General features: G+C 68.3%; 13 protein-coding genes and 4 pseudogenes. 12 read left to right on the forward strand and 5 right to left on the reverse strand.

Going from position 1 to position 15,907, the window contains the following annotated elements:
- Positions 1-257: 257 nt before the first annotated feature.
- Both ACIOMQ_RS40975 and ACIOMQ_RS40980 read left to right on the forward strand, forming a co-directional pair.
- Positions 258-471, forward strand: a pseudogene (locus tag ACIOMQ_RS40975) (IS1380 family transposase); the annotation flags it as partial.
- Between the two features lie 31 nt (positions 472-502).
- A pseudogene (locus ACIOMQ_RS40980) lies at positions 503-1,256 on the forward strand (IS6 family transposase).
- 275 nt (positions 1,257-1,531) lie between these two features.
- On the opposite strand, the gene ACIOMQ_RS40985 reads toward ACIOMQ_RS40980, so the two are convergent.
- The gene (locus ACIOMQ_RS40985) at positions 1,532-1,807 is read right to left on the reverse strand and encodes a transposase (protein ID WP_402192803.1); all 276 of its coding nucleotides are present in this window, start codon (positions 1,805-1,807) and stop codon (positions 1,532-1,534) included.
- A gap of 97 nt (positions 1,808-1,904) precedes the next feature.
- Positions 1,905-2,114, reverse strand: a pseudogene (locus ACIOMQ_RS40990) (transposase family protein); the annotation flags it as partial.
- Between the two features lie 320 nt (positions 2,115-2,434).
- On the opposite strand from ACIOMQ_RS40990, the gene ACIOMQ_RS40995 reads away from it, so the two are divergent.
- From ACIOMQ_RS40995 to ACIOMQ_RS41025, 7 genes are all read left to right on the forward strand, one after another.
- Complete coding sequence (locus ACIOMQ_RS40995) at positions 2,435-2,920, forward strand: (2Fe-2S)-binding protein (RefSeq protein ID WP_402192806.1); 486 nt, start codon at positions 2,435-2,437, stop codon at positions 2,918-2,920.
- A gap of 4 nt (positions 2,921-2,924) precedes the next feature.
- Positions 2,925-3,902, forward strand: coding sequence for an FAD binding domain-containing protein (locus ACIOMQ_RS41000; protein WP_402192808.1), 978 nt, complete (start codon positions 2,925-2,927; stop codon positions 3,900-3,902).
- 17 nt (positions 3,903-3,919) lie between these two features.
- Positions 3,920-6,094, forward strand: coding sequence for a xanthine dehydrogenase family protein molybdopterin-binding subunit (locus tag ACIOMQ_RS41005; RefSeq protein ID WP_402192810.1), 2,175 nt, complete (start codon positions 3,920-3,922; stop codon positions 6,092-6,094).
- A 764-nt stretch (positions 6,095-6,858) separates the two neighbouring features.
- Positions 6,859-7,038: a hypothetical protein gene (locus ACIOMQ_RS41010; protein ID WP_401271445.1), complete on the forward strand. Its 180-nt coding sequence runs from the start codon at positions 6,859-6,861 to the stop codon at positions 7,036-7,038.
- Between the two features lie 131 nt (positions 7,039-7,169).
- Positions 7,170-8,096 (forward strand): hypothetical protein, encoded by a 927-nt coding sequence (locus ACIOMQ_RS41015; protein WP_402192813.1) that lies wholly within the window; start codon positions 7,170-7,172, stop codon positions 8,094-8,096.
- A 13-nt stretch (positions 8,097-8,109) separates the two neighbouring features.
- On the forward strand, positions 8,110-8,442 hold the full coding sequence (locus tag ACIOMQ_RS41020; RefSeq protein WP_401271439.1) for a hypothetical protein: 333 nt from the start codon (positions 8,110-8,112) through the stop codon (positions 8,440-8,442).
- Positions 8,442-8,666: an acetyltransferase gene (locus ACIOMQ_RS41025; RefSeq protein ID WP_362212471.1), complete on the forward strand. Its 225-nt coding sequence runs from the start codon at positions 8,442-8,444 to the stop codon at positions 8,664-8,666. The genes ACIOMQ_RS41020 and ACIOMQ_RS41025 overlap by 1 nt, the downstream gene beginning before the upstream one ends.
- Positions 8,667-9,446: 780 nt before the next feature.
- Here the strand turns inward: ACIOMQ_RS41025 and ACIOMQ_RS41030 are convergent.
- The 3 genes and pseudogenes from ACIOMQ_RS41030 to ACIOMQ_RS41040 all read right to left on the reverse strand — a co-directional run.
- Complete coding sequence (locus ACIOMQ_RS41030) at positions 9,447-10,400, reverse strand: DUF5996 family protein (protein WP_401760107.1); 954 nt, start codon at positions 10,398-10,400, stop codon at positions 9,447-9,449.
- A gap of 118 nt (positions 10,401-10,518) precedes the next feature.
- Entirely contained in the window at positions 10,519-10,656 is a 138-nt protein-coding gene (locus ACIOMQ_RS41035; protein WP_362212476.1) for a hypothetical protein, read from the reverse strand.
- Positions 10,657-10,734: 78 nt separating this feature from the next.
- Positions 10,735-10,864, reverse strand: a pseudogene (locus ACIOMQ_RS41040) (IS5/IS1182 family transposase); the annotation flags it as partial.
- A gap of 499 nt (positions 10,865-11,363) precedes the next feature.
- On the opposite strand from ACIOMQ_RS41040, the gene ACIOMQ_RS41045 reads away from it, so the two are divergent.
- From ACIOMQ_RS41045 to ACIOMQ_RS41055, 3 genes are all read left to right on the forward strand, one after another.
- The gene (locus tag ACIOMQ_RS41045) at positions 11,364-12,473 is read left to right on the forward strand and encodes a trypsin-like serine peptidase (protein WP_402192815.1); all 1,110 of its coding nucleotides are present in this window, start codon (positions 11,364-11,366) and stop codon (positions 12,471-12,473) included.
- Positions 12,474-12,526: 53 nt separating this feature from the next.
- On the forward strand, positions 12,527-13,711 hold the full coding sequence (locus ACIOMQ_RS41050) for an IS701 family transposase (protein WP_402192817.1): 1,185 nt from the start codon (positions 12,527-12,529) through the stop codon (positions 13,709-13,711).
- A 449-nt stretch (positions 13,712-14,160) separates the two neighbouring features.
- Complete coding sequence (locus tag ACIOMQ_RS41055; RefSeq protein ID WP_401271764.1) at positions 14,161-14,427, forward strand: hypothetical protein; 267 nt, start codon at positions 14,161-14,163, stop codon at positions 14,425-14,427.
- The last annotated feature ends 1,480 nt before the right edge of the window (positions 14,428-15,907 follow it).

Consider the following 15,907-nt stretch of genomic DNA (forward strand, 5'->3'; position numbering starts at 1 on the left):
GCGCGAGAACCGTCCGACTGAGCATGATCGCCACATCCGGATCATGCCACCCACCAGCAAGAACACATCACCCCCTATCACGCACCAACTCGTAAACCTCGCGTTTCGGTTGGGGCTGGTCCGGATGCTGGCCGGATACGCGAAAATGCCTTCCTGAGCTGGGACGATGAACCTTGTCTAGGGGTTTGATCCTCGCCGGAGGAAGGCACTTTCTGCGTGAAGGTATCGGTTCTCGTCCCAGGTTCGTGGTGTCCGCTGACGGGGCGGGGGTGATGGGACATGCTGGATCGCGGTTGCTTGCTGATCTCGCCGATGCAACTGGGCTGACCGATGCGTACTCCGTCGCGTTGCACCCCTTTGAGGCCACGTGGGACCGGCCACGACCCGGGCCGGATCATGACGGACCTCGCGGTGATGCTTGCCGACGGCGGCGAAGCCATTACGGATCTGGCCGTGCTGCGGGACCAGAGCGGGCACTGTCACATTGGCTGACCGGCCTGGGATGATCTTTGGTTGGTCATGCTGGGAGGGGGCGTCCGTGGACAGCGCACCGCCGTCGTACAAGGGGCACCGGTACCCGGTTGAGGTCATTGCGCACTGTGTGGCTGTACCACCGCTTCCCGCTGTCGTTCCGCGAGGTCGAGGAGCTGATGTTCGAGCGCGGTGTGATCGTCTCGTACGAGACGATCCGCCGCTGGTGCGCCAAGTTCGGGCAGGCCTACGCCGGCGCGCTGCGCCGCCGGCAGTCCCGGCCCGGGGACAAATGGCACCTGGACGAGGTCTTCATCAAGATCAACGGAGAACGGAAGTACCTGTGGCGGGCCGTCGACGCCGACGGCACCGTCCTGGACATCCTCGTACAGTCCCGCCGGAACAAGGATGCGGCCCAGCGCTTCTTCCGCAGGCTGCTGAAGACGACCCGCACGGTGCCACGGGTGATCGTCACGGACAAGCTCCGCTCCTACGGCGCCGCCCACCGCGAGGTCATGCCCTCCGTCGAGCACCGCTCACACATGGGTCTGAACAACCGGGCCGAGAACAGTCATCAGCCGACGAGGCAGCGTGAACACGCGATGAAAGGCTTCCGTAGCGTCGGCGGAGCCCAGCGGTTCCTGGCCGCGTTCAGCGGCATCTCACCCCACTTCCGGCCCCGCCGCCACCTGATGACCGCCCCCGGCTACCGCACCGAGATGACCATCCGCTGTGCGATCTGGGACCAGATCACCGGCGCCGCCGGCCAGCCCGCCGAGGTCTGAGCACCGGCCCGAAACCCGGCCCCCACCACGCCCCGACGCGCCGTCAGAGACCCACGCACCCAATAATGTGACAGCGCCCAGCGGCCCCCTGCCCGACCTCTACCGGCTGTTCGGCGTTTGGACGCGTGTAGCCACCTCTCTCACCAACCAGGCGCCCTATTGTTGAACTCTCTAACGGGCGGCCGCTGAAGGGGCGATCTTGCAGTCGTGTCCGGTGAGGGTTCTGCAGATCGGCTCGACGCCGCCGAAGCGGTCCCGGTGCTCGTCGATGAACGTTACGAGCGTGGGTGTGGCCGGTCGAGCTCGGCCGCGAAGAAACTCGCCGCGGCCTTCAGGATCTCGTTGGCCCGCTTGAGTTCGGCGTTCTCCTTCTTCAACGCCTTGAGCCGGGCAGACTCTTCTGTCGTCGTCCCAGGTCGCGTCCTCGCGTCGATCTCGTGCTGCTTCACCCAGTTCCGCAGCGTCTCGCGGGACCCGATGCCGAGCTTCTCGGTCACCGCCTGCAAAGCGGCCGTCTCGTTCGGGTGGTCGCCGCGCACCTCGGCAGCCATGCGCACCGCACGGCGCCGCAGCTCAAGAGGATAACGGGAAGGCCATACTATGACTCGGCCCTTTCACGAAACCGAGCCTCCACCGATCCCGGGGCGGTTCGGACTGCTCGGCGATGGTGTGGTCGCGGGTCGGCACCAGGGTGCCGTCCGCGATGGGCACGTCCTTGCGGAACCGCTTGCGGGGCTGGAGTGCGAGCGAAGGGCCGAAGTGGTCGATGACGCGGTCGGCCGCGGACTTCGAGATGCCGAAGAGCGGGGCAAGCTGGCGCAACGTCAGGTTTGTTCGCCAGTAGGCCGCCACGAGCAGCACGGGCGCGTGGCCGGCGCAGGCCAGGGGTGACAGTCGGCACCGTCAGTCAAGTGACCGATGCCTGGTCGCGGGGGTCACGCAAGCCTTGAAGTGTTCAGCCCTCCCGTGGGGCGTCGGCGCTCGCACGAGCAGCCTGTGCGACGCGGCGAGGCGCAGAGAATGCCCCGAGAACGGAGTGACGGCCCTCAGCAGGCAACGACTATCAGCGCTTTGCACCGTCAATATTGCATTAGGTTACGTATCCTCTCAAATAGGAAATATTTCATCCTCATGAAAAATGTCCATCTTCCTGAGATCTTCCGCCCCAGGAGCAATGCATGTCAGACGAGTCCTTTACCCCCGAAGCCACCGTGACTCTGCAGGTAAACGGGACAAACTCACAGGTCACGTGCGACGTGCGGACAACCCTTCTCGACCTCCTCCGCGAGCGTCTTCGGCTGACCGGAACGAAGAAGGGGTGCAACCGCGGCGAGTGCGGCGCTTGCACGGTCCACCTCGACGGGCGCCGGGTCAACGCCTGCATAGTGCTGGCCGCGAGCGCCGACGGCTCCGAGGTGACGACCATCGAAGGACTTGCCCGGGACGACGAACTCCACCCCGTCCAGCAAGCCTTTATTGAGGCGGACGCCTTCCAGTGCGGATTCTGCACGCCTGGCCAGATTATGTCGGCCGTCTGCTGCATCCAGGAGGGTCACACCGGCTCGAACAACGAGATCCGCGAATGGATGAGCGGCAACATTTGCCGCTGCTCCGCATACCCCCAGATCGCCGAGGCCGTCGAGGCGGCGGCCGGAAAGGAGTAGTGACATGCGGCCGTTCACCTACGTACGCGCCGAATCTCTGCCCGTTGCCCTGGACAGCGTGCGCACGGCGGACACCAGGTTCCTCGCCGGCGGCACGGAACTGCTCAACTGGGTGCGGACCGGCATCGAATCACCACGCCGACTGGTCGACATCGGGCGACTGCCCGATCTGAACGAGATCACGACCTACGGCGATGGCCTGCGCATCGGCGCGCTCGCCCGGCTCAACGACGTGGCCCAGGACCCGCGTGTCGAGGCGTTGTACCCGGTGCTCTCCCAGGCCATCCTCAAGTCCGCCTCCGCGCAGTTGCGCAACCTGGCCACCATCGGCGGCAACCCTGTGCAACGCACCCGGTGCCCCTACTTCCGCTCTCACGGACCGGTCGCCTGCAACAAGCGCGTCCCTGGCTCCGGTTGCGCCGCCCTGCACGGCGCCAACGAGCGGCTGGCCATCTTCGGCTGGACCGAGGACTGCGTGGCTGTACAGCCCTCGGACCCCGCCGTTGCCCTCGCTTGTCTGGACGCGGAGATCACCACCGAGCACGTAGACGGCGGACGCCGGATTCCGGCGACGGAGTTCCACACCCTGCCCGGTGAGGACCCGTCGGCGCACAATGTGCTGCGCCCCGGCGAGCTGATCACCGGCATCGAGATCGGCACGCCCGCGCCCAAGTCGGCGTACGTGAAGGTGCGTGAGCGCCAGAGCTATGAGTTCGCGCTCGTCTCGGCGGCCGCCGCCGTCGAGATCCAAGACGACCTGATCTCCCGCGCCCGCCTGGCCCTCGGCTCGGTCGCGCTGCGTCCTTGGCGGCTGTACGACGCGGAACAGGCGCTCGTCGGCCTGCGCCCGGGCAGCCCTGCGGTGAGGGACGCGGTTACCTCCGGCTTCTCCGCCAGCCGTCCGCTGTCCTCGAACGCGTACAAGATCCCGCTCGCTCGCAACACCGCACTGCGTGCCCTCGACCTAGCCCTGGAGGCATGATGACCGGCATTCGTGGCGTGACCAGGCAGGACGGCCCCGCCAAGGTCACTGGAGCGGCGACGTATGCGGCCGACTACAACGCGGAAGGCCAGCTATACGCGGCCCTGGTCGGCGCGACGATCACCGCCGGCCGGGTCACGGGATTCGATGTCGAGGAGGCGCGGCGGGAGCCGGGCGTCGTCCATGTGCTGACCGGGCTGCCGGCCGTCGACGAGGCATTCGCCGGGGTGCCCAGCCCTCCGCTCGCCACCCGCTTCCTTCCCATGCAGGGGGACGTCGTCAATTACTGGGGGCAGCCCGTGGCGATGGTCCTGGCCGAGTCCCTGGAGGCGGCCGAGGGCGCTGTGATGCGCGTGCGGGTGTCGTACGAGCGGGAGCCGTTCATCAATCCGGACACGGCGGTGTCCGTGCCGCCGTCGCCGGACAGCGGCTACGGCATGCTCGACGCGCAGGAGTTCCGCAAGGGCGACGCGGCCGGCGCGCTCGCCGAGGCGCCCGTGCGCGCGGCCGGCACCTACACGCAGCCGTCCCGGCACGGCAACCCGATGGAGCCGAGCGCGATCCTCGCCGAGTGGCACGACGGCCGGCTGACCGTCCACGACTCCGTCCAGCACGTGTACGCGGTGCGGGACGCCCTGGCCGCGGTCTTCGGCATCGCCTCCGACAAGGTGCGGGTGATCAATCCGCACACCGGCGGCGGCTTCGGCACCAAGGCGTTCATCTGGCCGCACGAGATCCTCGCCGCCCAGGCCGCCAAGGCGGTCGGCCAGCCGGTGAAGCTGGTGCTTACCCGCCAGGACATGTACAGCATCGTCGGCTACCAGCCGCTGATGGAGCACCGCGTCCTGCTGGGTGCCAACGCCGGCGGCGAACTCCAGGCGGTCGTCCACGAGGTCGACAACGTCACCGCCATCACTGACGACTACGTCGAGTTCGGCTCCGTGCCCGCCAAGGCGCTGTACGCCTCCCCGAACATCTCCACCAGCCAACGGGTGCGGCGCGGCCACGTCAACCTGTCGTCGTTCATGCGCTCGCCCATCGACGGCCCTGGCACCTGGGCGCTCGGCTCCGCGATGGACGAGCTGGCGCACACCCTGTCCATGGACCCGCTCACCCTGCGCCTAGCCAACTACGCGGAGAGCTACCCCGCCGACGGCACGCCCTGGTCCTCGAAGAAGCTCAGGGAGGCGTACGCGGAGGGTGCCCGGCGCTTTGGCTGGTGGGACCGGCCCAAGGGCGGTACCCGGGACGGGCACTGGCTCATCGGCTGCGGCATGGCCGACTGCACGCAGGGCCAGTTCCGGTTCACCTCGCAGGCTCGGGTGCGGCTGCGAGCCGATGGCACCGCGAAGGTCGAAGCCGGCTACACCGACATCGGCGCGGGTTCCACCACGATCTTCCCGCAGATCGCCGCGGAGACCCTCGGCATCGACATCCGCTCCGTCCAGGGGATCTCCGGCGACACGGAGCTGCCATACGCCGGTCCCACTTACGGTTCGGGCACCACGATCGCCATGGGCACCGCCGTCCACCTGGCCGCGAACGACGCGCTGCGCCGACTCGCCGACCTGATGTCCTGGCCGGCCGGGGAGGTGCGCGCCGACTCCGGCGCCCTCGTCTGGCGCGAGCACCGCCGACCGTACACGGACATCCTGCGCGCGGCCGAGTTGGACGAGGTGGCCGGCAACGGCGAGATGGTGCTGCCCGGTGGCTCGTCCGCCGACGCGGGAGCGCCCGGTGTCGCCTCCCGCACCTTCGGCGCCATGTTCATCGAGGTCGGCGTCGACCCGGACCTCGGGCTGCTGCGACTGCGCCGCGCGACCGGCGTCTACAGCGTGGGCGCGGTCGTCAACGAGCGCACCGCCCGCTCCCAGATGATCGGCGGACTTGTGTGGGGCTGGGGCATGGCCGCCATGGAGGCCAGCCGCTTCGAGCCGAATCTCGGGCGCTGGCTGTCCCAGGACCTCGCCGGGGTGGCACTGCCGGTGAACGCCGACATCCCGCCGCACATCGACATGTCCTTCGTCGACGAGTTCGACCCGCACGCCGGGCCGCTCGGCGCCAAGGGAATCGGTGAGCTGTCCGCCACCGGCATCGCGGCGGCCGTGGCCAACGCGGTGTTCGACGCGACGGGGCGGCGCGTGCGGGACCTGCCGATCACACCGGAAAAGCTTCTGGACCCCCGCATGTAGGAGCCGGGCCGGGCCCGGCCGACACCAAGCCGATGGAAGAGAGAGTGCTGGACATCGCAGCCGAGGCGCTGCACGGATGGAGCGTGCGGGGCCGAACCTTTGCGGTCGTCACCGTGGGGTCGACCAGTTTCCTGGTCTCGACACCGGTACGCAGATTCCTAGGCTTGGAAGCACGGGAACCCGGGGGCCGAGCAGATCGCCGCCTGCCTGACGGAGCTGGAGGCCGAGTACGTCACCGTGAAGCGGCGGGCGCCGGCCGGTGCCCGTAGGTCGGTGTCCTGGTCGAGCGGCCCGGTGTCGCTCACCGCGCAGCCGGCCGGAACGGCCCAGCCTCGCGCGCCCGCGTGCGCGGCCAGGGGGACCGTCGTACTGGGCAGCGTCGCGAAATTTGGCTCGCGCGCCCGCGTGCGCGGCCAGGGGAGCCAGCACCAGGTACTCCATCCCCGGCACCGGGACCACGGCGTGCAGCGCAACTGCAGTCACCGGGGCGATGAAGGTCTCACCCGCTGCCGGGGCCCGGGGCGCTGAGATCTTCCTGCGTACTCTCGCCGGTAAGGGACGGGCGGTGTGGTTGCGGCCGGGTGAGTTCGGCATGGGGCCTCCCCGAGACGGTTTGTTGGCGTACTCCCAGACAACTGCGACACGTTCGGGCGGGCTCAGGACAAAACCCGGGCAAGTACCCGGAAGGGACCGGACAGTTTCGCCAACGGGAGAAAAGCGGCGGGACTACGGTCTGGCCGCGACTGGCATCTGCGGGGGATTTGATGGGCAGACAGCGAAACACCCGGCTCGAAGCAGTGATGGCCGAGCATGGCTTCACGCACCAGGGCCTGGCCGACGAGATCAACCGGATAACCGCGCGGATCTTCGGAGAGAACCATCCCCGTAAGTGCACCGACCACCACGTCAGGCGCTGGATCAGTGGCGAAGTCCGATGGCCCTGACCCGCTGCCTTCACGCCCTGGAACAGCTCTTTGACCGTCCGGCGCAGGTGCTCGGGTTCATCCCGCGGGGGAGGCACAGCGCGAATCTGCCCGCCCCGCCACGGTCTCCCGCACCGACGAAGGAGGCGCCCGTGCGCCGCCGCCGCTTCATCACCGCGTCCGCAGCCGCGACGGTCGCCCTTGCCCTCGACATCGACGAAACCCCCATGACCGGCCGTCTGTCGATGAGCGACATCACCCATGCCCGTGAACGGATCGACCGCCTGGACGCCCACTTCAGCGCTATCGGCGGCGAACCCCTCCTGGCCGTCGCGACCGCCTACCTGGACCGCCTGACCACCGCGGCCGACCACTGCACCTATGGGCCCCGCGCCGAACAGGCACTCCACACCGCGATCGCGGTCCTGTGCAGCTCCGCCGGATGGGCTGCCGACGACGCCGGGAACCTGGACGCAGCACACCAGTGGCGCACCACCGCGCTGCAGAGAGCCATCCTCGGAGCCGGCCACCGGGCCCAGGCCCGTGCACGGTCCGACCTTGCAACCCACGCCCGCCACGGCGGCCACCACCACGAAGCCCTGCGCATCAGCCAGACCGCCCTTGCCAGCCGCGGAGCCCGCCAGGACCCGCGCTACGCGGCCCTGCTGCAATCCCGGCTCGCCATCGGCCACGCCCGCACCGGCGACCACCCGGCCGCCGCCCGCGCCCTGCTCACCCCCCAGACCGCACACGACCGCATCAACCCCACCGAACCCGCACCTCGATGGCTCAACTTCCTCACCGCCGCCGAGATCAGCGGACTCGCCGCCATCACCCAGCAGGCGATGGAACACCTCGCCGACGCCGAGACAGCCACTACCCAGGCCCTCACGTTCCTCGAACCCGGCCTGCGCCGCAGTCACGCGTACTACAGCGTCCAGCTCACCGAACTCCAGATCGCCCAGGGAAACACAGCCGGCGCCCGAACCACCGTGGCAGCCGTCGACACCACAAAGGTCAGCAGCCAGAACAGCACCGGCCGACTCGCCACCGTCCGCCGCACCCTCGCCACCGCATAGGAGAACCGCCGCAGTGACCGCCGACATGGAACTCCGCCACTACACCACCCACGAGGCCGACTACCTGCGACCACTCCTGCTGGACGTGTACGCCGAGGTCTACGCAAAGGCCGCAGAAACCGATCCGTTCTGCGCCGTCGACCGGTTCGCCGAGGGCCTCGACATCTGGTCGGCCCGGCCAGGCTGGAGCTGCGTCATCGGATACGACAGTGGACAGCCCGTCGGCTACGCATACGGAGCGCCGCTTCCCCCTCCGGCAGCCGCTGGTGGGGCGGACTACTCACCGATGTACCCGCCGACACCGTCGCCGGGACCGGCACACGAACCTACGCACTCAGTGAGCTGATGGTCCGTGCGCCGTGGAGGAAGACCGGTACCGCCAGGCGGCTGCACGACGCGCTGCTCGCGGCCCGGCCCGAGGAGCGCGCCACGCTCCTGGTCGACCAGGACCACCCCAAGGTCCATACGCTGTACCAGTCATGGGGCTGGCAGACACTGGGCGACCTGCGCCCGAGCATCCCGGACGCGCCGCTCTTCTGCGCCATGCTGCTGGATCCCCCTCAGCACTGACAGCTGGACTGATCTGCGGCTCAGGACTCGCAAGCGGCTGTCACGAAGAATCCGAATGCATGCCTTGTTGACGACGCGGTACGGCGGCCCGGTTCGGCGGCGGCACTACGACCGCCCGGACGGGTGACAGCCGTAGCCGCGCTGCTCTCTGCAGGTCGCGGGGGTGTACAGGGCCCGTAGACAGAGAAAGTGCAGCCCGCTGTCTGTGACAGGACGATCCGGGCTGCTGCCCTCACACCGGGGCCTGCGCCATCCTAGAGGGTGCTGGCCCCGGTGACGCCCGGGCGTCACCGGGCCGCGCCGGTCAGGCCAGGGCGGGCTGTAGCGCGGCGAGTGGGAACCACCGGCCTCTCTCCACCGCACGCAGCTGGCTCCCATATGACCCCGACGGCACTATCGAGGTGGAATTACCCCCGCGACCGCGGACCGTACGAGAGCCTCGTCAAGGCCGCCGAACTCTCGCAAACAAACCAGCGGAAAGTACCCAAGCGCGAGGCCTGACGCTTCTGAGCCGCCTTGGTGGCCTCGTACATCTCTAGGACAGCAGATATGGACGGGGTTGGGAGGCGGTTGGTGATCTCTCTTCGCCTGGATGTTGGCTTCGTTCACTTTCAGCAGCAGCGTTTGTCCGACACTTTGGGCAGCAGCTGGAGGTTGACGGGCTCGGGAATGTCCACGAGAAATGACGTCAGTGCAGGAGTTGCCCGCCGTCCGTGAGGGCGGCGGGCCGTCGAGATGGAACCTGTAGGAGTCGGCCCTGAGGACCAATCCCGGCCTGAGTCAGCCGCGCTGGTGCTGGACGAGCGCGGGCGGTGTCCTGCTCATGTACCAACCCTCGACGCGGGGTCCGACGAGGTCGGACGGCCAGCCTGCCGTCTCGACGGCGGCATCGTAGACGGCGTCACCGAACGCCACAATGGCCTGGTGCGGGTCCGTTGTCTCTCTGAGCTTGGCCCACGGCAGACGAACCAGACCAGCGTCGGGATGCCAGGCGGCGCCCTCAACACCCCAGGACCGGCCCTCGAGACCGTCCGGCTGGGGCCAGATGTACGCGTACATGCCGACGTTCGGCGCCTTGGCATCCCCGAAGGAGAATCCCACCGACACGTACGCGTCGAGCTGGGCGTTCTGCATGAACGGCGGCTGGTGGGGCGGCGGCACGGTGGGCTGCGCCCGGAAACGCGTGGCGGACAGGTCGAAGCCGCCCCACATCACACCGACCCGGGGGCGGTGTCCCAGGAAGGGGGCTTGCCACGCCTCGAGCCCGTCAGCGGCAAGGTTCAACGCTGTCCAGATCAGCCGGGCCGCGTGGCCATCCCAGGTGCGTTCGACGTGATCGTCCTCGAAACGCGGCGGGGCATCCGGAATCTCACAGATCAACGAGCTGCGCGGTCGGTGTATGCCGAGCTCGTCTGCCGCATCGCAGAAGGACGCATAGAACATGGCGACTGATCCCTTGGACAACGGCACCGTCCGCGAGCCGTTGTCGGCCTCGATGACCACGCCACCGTCGAGCAAGCTGTAGTGCACCGCGAAGGTCACACCTCGCTGCCGAAGGGTTGGCGTACTGAGCCCCCGGGGGGTGACATCGAGGACGATGTTTCCCCAGCCGACTTCGAAAGGCTCGTCGAGGGTGTACTTGCCTGCGACCTGTACCACCCGGTTCACGTAGTCAACCATGGGCGCCAGGTCCTCATGTACCAGCGTCGGCCACGCATTGAGACGTTCGCTCACAGAGAGCCTCCCAGCGTGTCGATGGGATCAGCGGGACGGGGCGCCAGGTGCTGCGCCCGCTCTCCTCATGCAGCGACGGGCGGGCCTCGACACCGAACTGCGACCCAGTACCCAATTCTCACACGCAGGTCAGGGTCCTGCCCGCTCGGTGGTGCCGGGCGTCCGACGTGCTGGGCCAGCAGCCGCGCATCTTCATGCCGGCGCGGTGATCACGGCGGATCGCCGCGCACAGCTCGATCTTGGACATCTGCGGCATGACCAGAACCTTTCACCAGGAGCACTCCGATGCTGCCCGGGCCGGACCTCGTCGGCGCGTACCTCCACGGGTCTGCCGCTGGACGAGGCGCTCATAGTCGCGGGCGTGCCGGCGGGCGTGCATGACCCAGGCCAGCGAGTGTTCGATCACCCAGCGGGCGGGGCAGCACGACGAACCCGACCGCATTCTTGGGCCGGCTGGCTGTCTTCCTGCAGCGTCACTGCGGCGGTCAGGGCCGGTTCCGTCGGCACCGGGCCGCAGACGCGGCGTATCTGCGGGTTCGACCCGCAGCTCCACTGCGGTCACCCAGAGTGGACGAGATGGAGATCGAGCTGTTCTGTGCCCTCGTCGAGACCGCGGCCGGCATGATGCGCGACCACGGACTGCCCGACCGGCGGGTCCAGCCTGAGGGGCCGATGGTGTCTCTCTGGAAGTGCCGACCACCGTGCGTGCATCGCCTGCGGACGGGCTCGTCCCGTCTCGCGGGTCCGCAAGTGCCTCCCGACCGGCGCCCCCTACTGGCAGCAGAGGCGGAACACGCCATGCCCTACCCGGGGACCGGCTGCGCCGCAGGCGGCCTCCTTGACGACCCGGTGCTTCCCTGTGAAATCCGTTCGTGTCCGGCGCGAACCGCTGACCGGCTGTGTGGATACCGCCTTCACACTTCTCTGACCGCTTCCTGACATCGCGTGACTACTGTCCCGCGCATGCGCACACCTTTTCTCCGCCCATGCGGTCACCAGGACAGCACCCGCGGGGCCCTTTGGCACGCGATCGGTGCCACCGTCGCGGTGTCGGTGGCCGTCGTCGCACTGGTCACGCCGGCCGTGGCCGCCAACGCCGCACCGTACAACCCGTCGTCCACCAGCGGCAGCGCGGCGGGACTGGACACCATTACCACCCATGCCGGCGCCGCGACCGCACAAGAGCGTAACCGGATCAACGCTTACTGGACCTCCGAGCGGATGAAGCTGGCAGGCGCTCTGGTCCCGGAGATCACCCCCGTGCCCGAGGACGACAACACGCCGGACGATCCGCGGCCGCTTCCGGTGAACACGCCGGACTCCGGGGCCGTGTGGACACACCGCGGGGCGGTGGGGACGAATGTAGGCCGCCTGTTCTTTACCTTTTCCGACGGTTACGACGGCAGTTGCACCGCGACGGTCGTCACCGGCGCCAACCGCAGTACCGTCATCACGGCAGCACACTGCCTGAGAGGCGTCGGGTCGCCTTCTGCCGACGACACCTGGAACCACAACTTCTACTTCGTGCCCGGCTATCGCAACGGAACGAAACCGCTCGGCGGCTTCAGCGTCAGGGCCATGGCCACCTCTTCCCGCTGGGACGCCGATCCGGACACCACGGAATCGTCGGACGTTGCTGCCGCCGGCTACGACACGGGACTCCTCGTGGCGAACCCTGCTGCCGGGGGGCACCCGATCGCGGACGTCACCGGAAGCCAGCAAATCGGGTTCGGCCAGCCCGTCGAGGACGAGTTCGTCCATGTCTTCGGGTACCCGAACTACGGACTCAACGACCCCGGGGACAAGTACGTCGGATCCCGCATGATCCACTGTGCGGGCACGAGCCACCCCGGTCCCAAGGTCCCCTTGCTGTGGGGTGAGACCTGCGACATGTCGGCCGGGTCGAGCGGTGGCCCCCACCTGGCCCACTTCGATACCCGCACCGGCACCGGCACCGTCGTGGGCGTCACCACCACCGACGAGGAACTCGCGGGCGGGCAGACCCCCACGCTCTACGCCACGCGCCTGGGTGACAGCGCCCACCGTCTCTACGACTGGGCGCAGTCGCATTAGTGCTGCAACGGTGCTTTGCGTGACGGTTGGGCAGGTTGCTCGTTGGTGTTGTTATGGGTGGGGACCTTGCTGATGCGCGGGTGTGGGCGGGCGAACTGAGTGCGGTGCACGAGCGGTTCGTGCACCGGTTTGCCAGAACGGAGCCGCGGGAGTCGGCACTGGCCTATATGCGGGGGCTGATCGCTCCGCTGGAGCGGAAGAACGGCTGGACACTGGCGGAACAGGCCGGTCATGCCGGGCCGGACCGCATTCAACGGCTGTTGAACCGGATCGACTGGGATGCCGACGAGGTCCTTGAGAACCTGCGGGACTACGTCGTTGAGCACCTCGGTGACCCCGGGGCCGTGCTCATCGTGGACGACACCGGCTTCCTGAAGAAGGGGACCCGGTCGGCGGGTGTCCAGCGCCAGTACTCGGGCACCGCGGGCCGGACGGAGAACTGCCAGGTCGGTGTCTTTCTCGCATACGCCGCCGAGCGCGGTCGGACGTTGATCGATCGCCGGCTGTATCTGCCCACGTCCTGGACGGACGACCGCGAACGCTGCCGCCAGGCCGGCATCACCGACGAGATCGCCTTCGCGACGAAGGTGGTCATGGCCAAGGCGATGGTCCGTCGGGCGATCGCGGACCGGATCCCGTTCCGTTGGGTGACCGCGGACGCGGCCTATGGCTTCAGCAAGGGCTGGCGGCACGAGCTGGAACAGGCGGACGTCTTCCACGTCATGGCCACCACCCGGCATGACACCGTGGTGACCGGCTGGGCCCTCGATCATCCTGTCCACGACCTCTTTCCCGCTCTGCCACGGCAGAAGTGGAAGCGACGCTCCTGTGGGAGGGGTGCCCACGGGCCGCGGGTCTTTGACTGGGCACGTGTCGAGGTGCGGCCCTGGCACCGGGAGGACCGCCGTCACTGGGTGATCGCCCGCCGCAGCGTCAGCCGCCCCGACGAGATCTCCTACTACATCGCCTACTGCCCCGCGGACACCACACTCGATCAGCTGATCCACATCGCCGGCAGCCGCTGGGCCGTCGAGGAATGCTTCCAGAGCGCGAAGCAGGAGTGCGGCCTGGACGACTACCAAGTTCGCCGCTACCCCGGCTGGCACCGCCACATCACCCTGGCCATGGCCGCCCACGCCTGCCTGACCGTCCTGCGAGCCCGGGCACTCGACACAGACAAAGCAGAAACGGATCCTCCCAGCTCATCCACCTCAGCCTCGCCGAAATCAGACGCCTGATCACCCGCCTCAACGACCGCGCTCCCACCCCAATCGACCACATCCTGCACTGGTCACACTGGCGCCGACGACGACAACACCAAGCCCGCGTCAGTCACTACAAACGACGCGGACACAGCCCATAGAACTGGCCACCCATCAGCACAAACACCGTTGCAGTACTAAGGGCTGTCCCGTAGTCCCTGGCGGGCGTGCGACGACGGCTACGGCACCTCGTCGCGTTGTCGGAACGCCCGAATACATCCAGTATTCGGGCGTCCTCCGCCTTGCGACGCACGGCATCCGACGCCGCACGCTGTTCCACCAGGGATTACAGGACAGCCCTTAAACAACGATATGAGTTACCGGGTCGAGTACCGCGAAGGCAGCGCAGACAAGCACTACCAGGCCCACGTCCCGAAGCCACCTGAAATGATCGGCCCGGAGCCCATCGCAAAGCTGATGGTTGATTGGGTGCGTCCCGTATCCAGGGCACTGGCATCCGCTTCATCCACGCCACCGACATGGAAGACGGGTTCGCCGGCGGCACCTGGAGCCCCGGCGGCTTCACCCGTCAGGCGTACCGCGCAGCGTGGGGCCCGGTGAACGAACGGTTCTGGATCGACGCCCCCCCCGAGACCGAACGGCGCCGCAAGATCCTCGACGGCGTGTACGCAGGGATCGACGTCACCGAGCGAGGAAGGAAGGCAGCCATTCTCTTTGCCGCCGCGGCGTAACCTCCGGCTCAGCGGCCGGGAGATCCTTCGGCGGAGGGGCGATCCGGTCCGGCTCCAGCCCCGCCTTGTGCGGGTGCACGCACGCCGGGGTCCGGTCAGCGGTGTACCGAAAGCCGTCGGCCGGATCGAACGGGCACTCCCAAGACGGCTGGTCGTACACGACGAACGCGTCACGCGGCAGCCGCTTCGACGGGCAGATGCCACACGCCGGATGATCCTCGCCCTGGGCGAACGGCTCACTTATGACGGCACGGTAGCGGAGCAATGGCACCGGCCATCGCCAGAACCACACGAACGAGAGGGGCGTTCGCCCCGCCGGCGCGGGGTGAGCGCCGCCGGCCCGGCGCAGGCAAGCCCTCAGCACATGGTCAGCTGCTCATGCTGAGGCAGGCCGAGGTCGGTGACTCGGCCCTCGGGCATCAGCGCGGTCAGCTGCCGGGCCTCCTGGGCGCTTGGGACCAGGGCGTGCAGGACCGCGAGTCGGGGTGAGGCTGGGACAGGGCCGCACGACCCCATACCGGGGCTGTCCCTTTCGCGTGGCACAGACCGCCATCCCGTAGGCGTACTCCGGCGTCATCATTGGCTTCTCCGGGATTTCCTCCCGCTGGTTCGACTCACGCCATGCGTGCTCGGCGACTGCAGCAAACAGCTCCTCCATCTGCTGCTGCGGCAAGCGGCGCCACCATGCCCTCGCCGTTTCCAGCGCCGACCGCTCCCGCTCCTCCCGCTTCGGCTGCTTCTGGGCGAGACGCGCGTCTTCCTCCGCTTTCTCTCGGGCTCGGCGTGCATCCTCCTCCGCCTGCCGCTGGCGCACCGTCTCCCAATAGACGCGGGGCTCCTCCTCCCGCTTCTTGCGCAGGCGTCCTCGGCGTCCTCGGCCTTCCGGGCCCGCTCCTGCTCCTCCAGCACCAGACGACGGCGCTCGGCTTCCTCCGCCTGCTCCTTCCGGCGGGCCTCCCGTTCCGCCTTCGCAGCCTCTTGGCGCTGCCGCATCGCATCGTGCTTGTCCTGGGCGCCGGCCGATTGCAGCAACGTCCACCACTGGCTGCGCCGAAACCGCAACCGCTTACCGTCGATGATGCGGTAGACCCGCCGGTACCGCGGCAGGACTGACGCAGGGACGAGCTGCTCGTGCAGCGCCCAGCGCACGAACTGAGACAGCGGAGCCTGACGGAACGTCCAGCGGCCGGCGGCGAAGTCGAACCCGGCGAGGCCGTTGTCCACCGTCCAGGGCTGCTCCCGTTCTTCCGGAGCACGGACCCGAATCGCGGGCACCGCGCTGATCCACTGTGGCGGCCGTTCGGGCGGGGACGCCCAGTACACCCGGACGCCGCGGTCCCGAGCTGGATGTTCCGGGAAGGGTTATCCTTCGGCTGGGGGCCAGGCGAGAATCCCGGCCCGATTACGGCGGGCCGGGATTCTGTGTTGTGCGCCTGGCCGGAGGGCCGCGGCCTGATTACGGCGGGCCGGAGTTCTCCAG

It is taken from the genome of Streptomyces sp. NPDC087845 (genome assembly GCF_044742755.1).
Lineage (GTDB): Bacteria > Actinomycetota > Actinomycetes > Streptomycetales > Streptomycetaceae > Streptomyces.